Origin of the sequence: Microbacterium sp. K41 (assembly GCF_004794395.1) — a bacterium.
Taxonomy (GTDB): Bacteria; Actinomycetota; Actinomycetes; order Actinomycetales; family Microbacteriaceae; genus Microbacterium; species Microbacterium sufflavum.
On sequence record NZ_SSDO01000018.1, the window covers coordinates 1 to 4,156 of the forward strand.

At 70.5% G+C, this 4,156-nt stretch carries 3 protein-coding genes and 1 pseudogene; 2 read left to right on the forward strand and 2 right to left on the reverse strand.

Translation table 11 applies throughout. The features are described 5' to 3' along the window. Window positions 1–274, reverse strand: a pseudogene (locus DW309_RS00145) (carboxymuconolactone decarboxylase family protein); the annotation flags it as partial. Between the two features lie 125 nt (window positions 275–399). Between DW309_RS00145 and DW309_RS19135 the strand changes: the two are divergent. Next, window positions 400–546: a hypothetical protein gene (locus DW309_RS19135; protein ID WP_168387113.1), complete on the forward strand. Its 147-nt coding sequence runs from the start codon at window positions 400–402 to the stop codon at window positions 544–546. A gap of 29 nt (window positions 547–575) precedes the next feature. On the opposite strand, the gene DW309_RS00150 is transcribed toward DW309_RS19135, so the two are convergent. Next, a complete protein-coding gene (locus DW309_RS00150) occupies window positions 576–2,051 on the reverse strand; it encodes an MDR family MFS transporter (protein WP_136044173.1) in 1,476 nt (491 codons plus the stop codon). A gap of 167 nt (window positions 2,052–2,218) precedes the next feature. Between DW309_RS00150 and DW309_RS00155 the strand changes: the two genes are divergently transcribed. Next, window positions 2,219–4,156, forward strand: a 1,938-nt coding sequence (locus tag DW309_RS00155; RefSeq protein WP_240745416.1) for an ABC transporter ATP-binding protein, incomplete at its 3' end; no start/stop codon positions are given.

Sequence of the window (4,156 nt, forward strand, 5' to 3'; positions counted from 1 at the left end):
CCTGGCCGATGCGCACCGCGCGGCGTCCGTGCGCCAGGAGGCAGTGCGGCGACCCGATCGCGCGGGCGGCGCCGAGCGTGGCCGCCTCGTACACGCGGACGCCGATCGACGGCACCACCGCGTGGACGAGGGCCTCGAAGGCCGCGTAGGCCTCCGGGTTCACGGCCATCGCCTGGGTGTGGGCGAAGACGAAGCCGTCCTCGGCGATGTCGCTGTCGTACATGGCGGCGACGAGTCCTTCGGCGGTGGCCGCCATCGGGGTGCGGATGATCATGTCGACTCCCTCGTCCGGGCCCGCCGGAGGGGCGTCGACCCGCATCACCCGGAAGGATACGCCCGACTGCGCACCGCGGGTAGGGCCGCGGAGCCGTCCCTCTCCGGCGGGCGTACCATCGAAGGATGACCGAGAAGACGCCGCGCAACGCCGAGCAGGAGACCGCGCCCGTGCTGCAGCCGCTCCCCGCCGCGCTCGAGGTGCTCGACGGGGATGCCGTCGGCTTCTGCAGCAACGGCGTCTGCCACCTCCCCGCGCCGTCGACGCGGTAGGCGACAGACGCCGTCACACCCGAGCGGTGTCAGTGGCCCCCGTGGCCGGCCTCACCGGCATCGTCGGCGGGCTTGCGCACGAACGGGCTGAGCGCCACCGCCGCGAGCGAGATGATCGCCGCGATGAGGAACGCCATGCGTGCACCGGGTGCCCCCGCGACCGCCCGCGACAGACCCTCGTCTTCTCCCGCGTGCAGGATCGCCGAGTACGTGACCGTGAGCAGCGCGACTCCGGCCGCACCGCCCACCTGCTGCAGCGTGTTGAGGACGGCCGAGCCGTGCGAGTACAGCGACCGGTGCAGCGAGCCCAGCGACGAGGAGAACAGCGGGGTGAACGACATGGCGAGTCCGACCGACATGGCCGCCTGCACGATGATGAGCAGCCACCACACGGTGTGCTCGCCCACGGTGGAGTAGAAGAACAGTGCCGCCGAGACCAGGACGGTGCCGGGGATGAGCAGCGGGCGCGTGCCCTTCGCGTCGTACACGCGGCCCATCACCGGACCGAGCAGGCCCATCAGGACGGAACCCGGGAGCAGGATCAGCCCCGACTCCAGCGCCGTGAGACCCGCCACGTTCTGCAGGTACTGCGGGAGCAGGGTGAGCGTGCCGAACATCGACAGCGCCAGGATGGTCATGATGATCACCGCGAGCGAGAAGTTGCCGACGCGGAACACCCGGAGGTCGAGCAGCGCGTCGTCCACGCGCTGCAGCACGAGCTGACGCCACACGAACAGCGCGAGCGACACGGCGCCGACCGACAGCGCGATCACGCCTGCCGTGCCGCCCGAGCCGCCCTCGCCGCCGAACTGGCTGAGTCCGAACACGATGCCGCCGAAGCCGAGCGCCGCGAGCGGGATCGACAGCACGTCGAGCGGAGCCTTGCGGGTCTCGCCCAGGTTCGTCATCCACTTCACGCCCATGCCGAGCGACACGAGGGCGATGGGCAGCACGATCGCGAACAGCGCCCGCCAGTTGAACGCATCGAGCACGGCGCCGGCGAGCGTCGGGCCGATGGCGGGGGCGAGCGAGATCACGAGGCCGACCCGGCCCATCATGCGGCCGCGCGACTGCGGCGGCACGACGTTCATGATCGTCGTCATCAGCAGCGGCATCATGATGCCGGTGCCCGCGGCCTGGATCACCCGGCCGACCAGCAGCACCGAGAAGCCGGGCGCGACCAGCGCGACCAGGGTGCCCAGCGAGAAGGCCGTCATCGCGGCGATGAAGACCTGACGGGTCGTGAAGCGCTGCAGGATGAAGCCGGTCGTCGGGATGACGACCGCCATGGTGAGCATGAAGGCGCTCGTGAGCCACTGCCCGAGCTCGGGCGGGATGCCCAGGTCGGTGTTGAGGTGCGGGATCGCGATCCCCATCGTGGTCTCGTTGAGGATGGCGACGAAGGCCGCGACGAGCAGGAGCCAGATCACGCGCATGTCGCGGCGGGGGATCTCACCGCTCTGTGCGGGAGGCGTCGAGATGGAGCCGGTATCGACGGCAGACATGGGCGGCCTCCAGGGCATCGAGGGGGAAGGAAGGCGCGAGAGTTCGCAGGAGTCACTCAGCGTAACGGGTGCCGCGGACATTTCATTCCGATCCCTGCGATATCCGCTCAGGGCGGAGATCCGCGGGCGGCGACGTCGGCGCCCGTGGGTACGCTTGCGCCATGAGCATGGGCGGTATGGGCGGCGGGCCACGGGCCGGGTTCCGCGGGGTCGACGAGGAGGCCCAGCGCCGCCAGAACGCCGAGGCTCCGCGCATCGAGGGCCTGGGCAGCCGCGTGGTCGCGCTGTTCAGCGCCTACCGGTGGCGCATCCTCGTGACGGGCGTGCTGGTGGTCGTGGGAGCGGGCATCGCGGTCATCCCGCCGTTGCTGGTGCAGCGCATCTTCGACGACGCACTCTTCCCGGTCGACGGCGGCGGCCCTCACCTGCAGCTGCTGGCCTGGCTCGTGGGCGCGATGGTCGCCCTGTTCCTGCTCTCGGCCGGACTCGGCGTCGTGCAGACGTGGCTCACCGCGACCGTCGGCAACAGCGTCACGGGCGACCTGCGGGTGCGCCTTTTCGAGCACCTGCAGGCGATGGAGCTCGGGTTCTTCACCCGTACCAAGACCGGGGTCATCCAGTCGCGCCTGCAGAACGACGTCGGCGGGGTGTCCGGCGTGCTCACCAACACCGTCACGAGCATCCTCGGCAATGCCGTCACCGTGATCGCCTCGCTCGTCGCGATGATCCTGATCGACTGGCGTCTCACCCTGATCGCGGTCGTGCTGATGCCGTTCCTCGTGCTCGTCCAGCGCCGCGTCGGCCAGGTGCGGGCGCGCATCGCGGGGGAGACGCAGGAGTCGCTGTCGGAGCTCACGTCGATCACGCAGGAGACGCTGAGCGTGTCGGGCATGCTGCTCTCCAAGGCGTTCAACCGGCAGCGCACCGAGTCGGAGCGCTACCAGGCGGAGAACCGCAACCAGGTGGTCCTCCAGGTGCGCCGCGCGATGAGCGGTCAGGGCTTCTTCGCGGTCGTGCAGGTGATCATGGCCAGCGTCCCCGCCGTCATCTATCTCGTGTCCGGGTTCTTCATCGCGGGCGGCACCGGTGCCATCACCGCCGGCACCATCGTGGCGTTCACGACCGTGCAGGCCCGGCTGCTCATGCCGCTGATGGGGCTCATGCGCGTCTCGCTCGACCTGCAGACGTCGTCCGCGCTGTTCGCGCGCATCTTCGAGTACCTCGACCTGGTGCCCGAGATCACCGACGCGCCCGACGCGATCACGGTCGACCGGGCGCCGGGGCCGCGCGGTCGCGTGGAGTTCGCCGACGTGGTGTTCCGCTACCCGGATGCCGCGCCCGACGCCCGACCCACGCTGCATGGCGTGTCGTTCGTGGCGGAGCCGGGGCAGCACGTGGCGTTCGTCGGGCCGTCCGGGGCGGGCAAGACCACGATCATCTACCTCGCACCGCGCCTGTACGAAGCCACGGAGGGCACCGTCCTGTTCGCCGGCGCCGACGTGCGCACGCTGCGGCAGGAGTCGATCATCGACGACGTGGGCATCGTGTCGCAGGAGACCTACCTCTTCCATGCGACCATCCGCGAGAACCTCCTCTACGCCAAGCCGGACGCGACCGAGCAGGAGCTGATCGCCGCCTGCACCGCGGCCAACATCCACCACATCATCAGCGGGTTCGAGAAGGGCTACGACACCGTGGTCGGCGAACGCGGCTACCGGTTGTCCGGCGGGGAGAAGCAGCGGATCGCGATCGCGCGCGTCCTGCTCAAGGACCCGCCGGTGCTGCTGCTCGACGAGGCGACCTCGGCGCTCGACACCGTGTCGGAACGCGTGGTGCAGGAGGCGCTGGACGAGGCGGCGAAGGGACGCACGACCCTCTCGATCGCGCACCGGCTGTCCACTGTCATGGGCGCCGACGTGATCCACGTGATCGATGCCGGCCGCATCGTCGAGTCCGGCACGCACGCCGAGCTGCTGGCGCAGGGCGGGCTCTACGCCGAGCTCGCGGCGCAGCAGGTGGCGGCCTCGCGCGTGCTCACCGTCGAGGCGGAGATCGAGGAAGACGACGCGGGGGAGCCCGCGACCGGGGGCGTGCGGGCGGCGCTC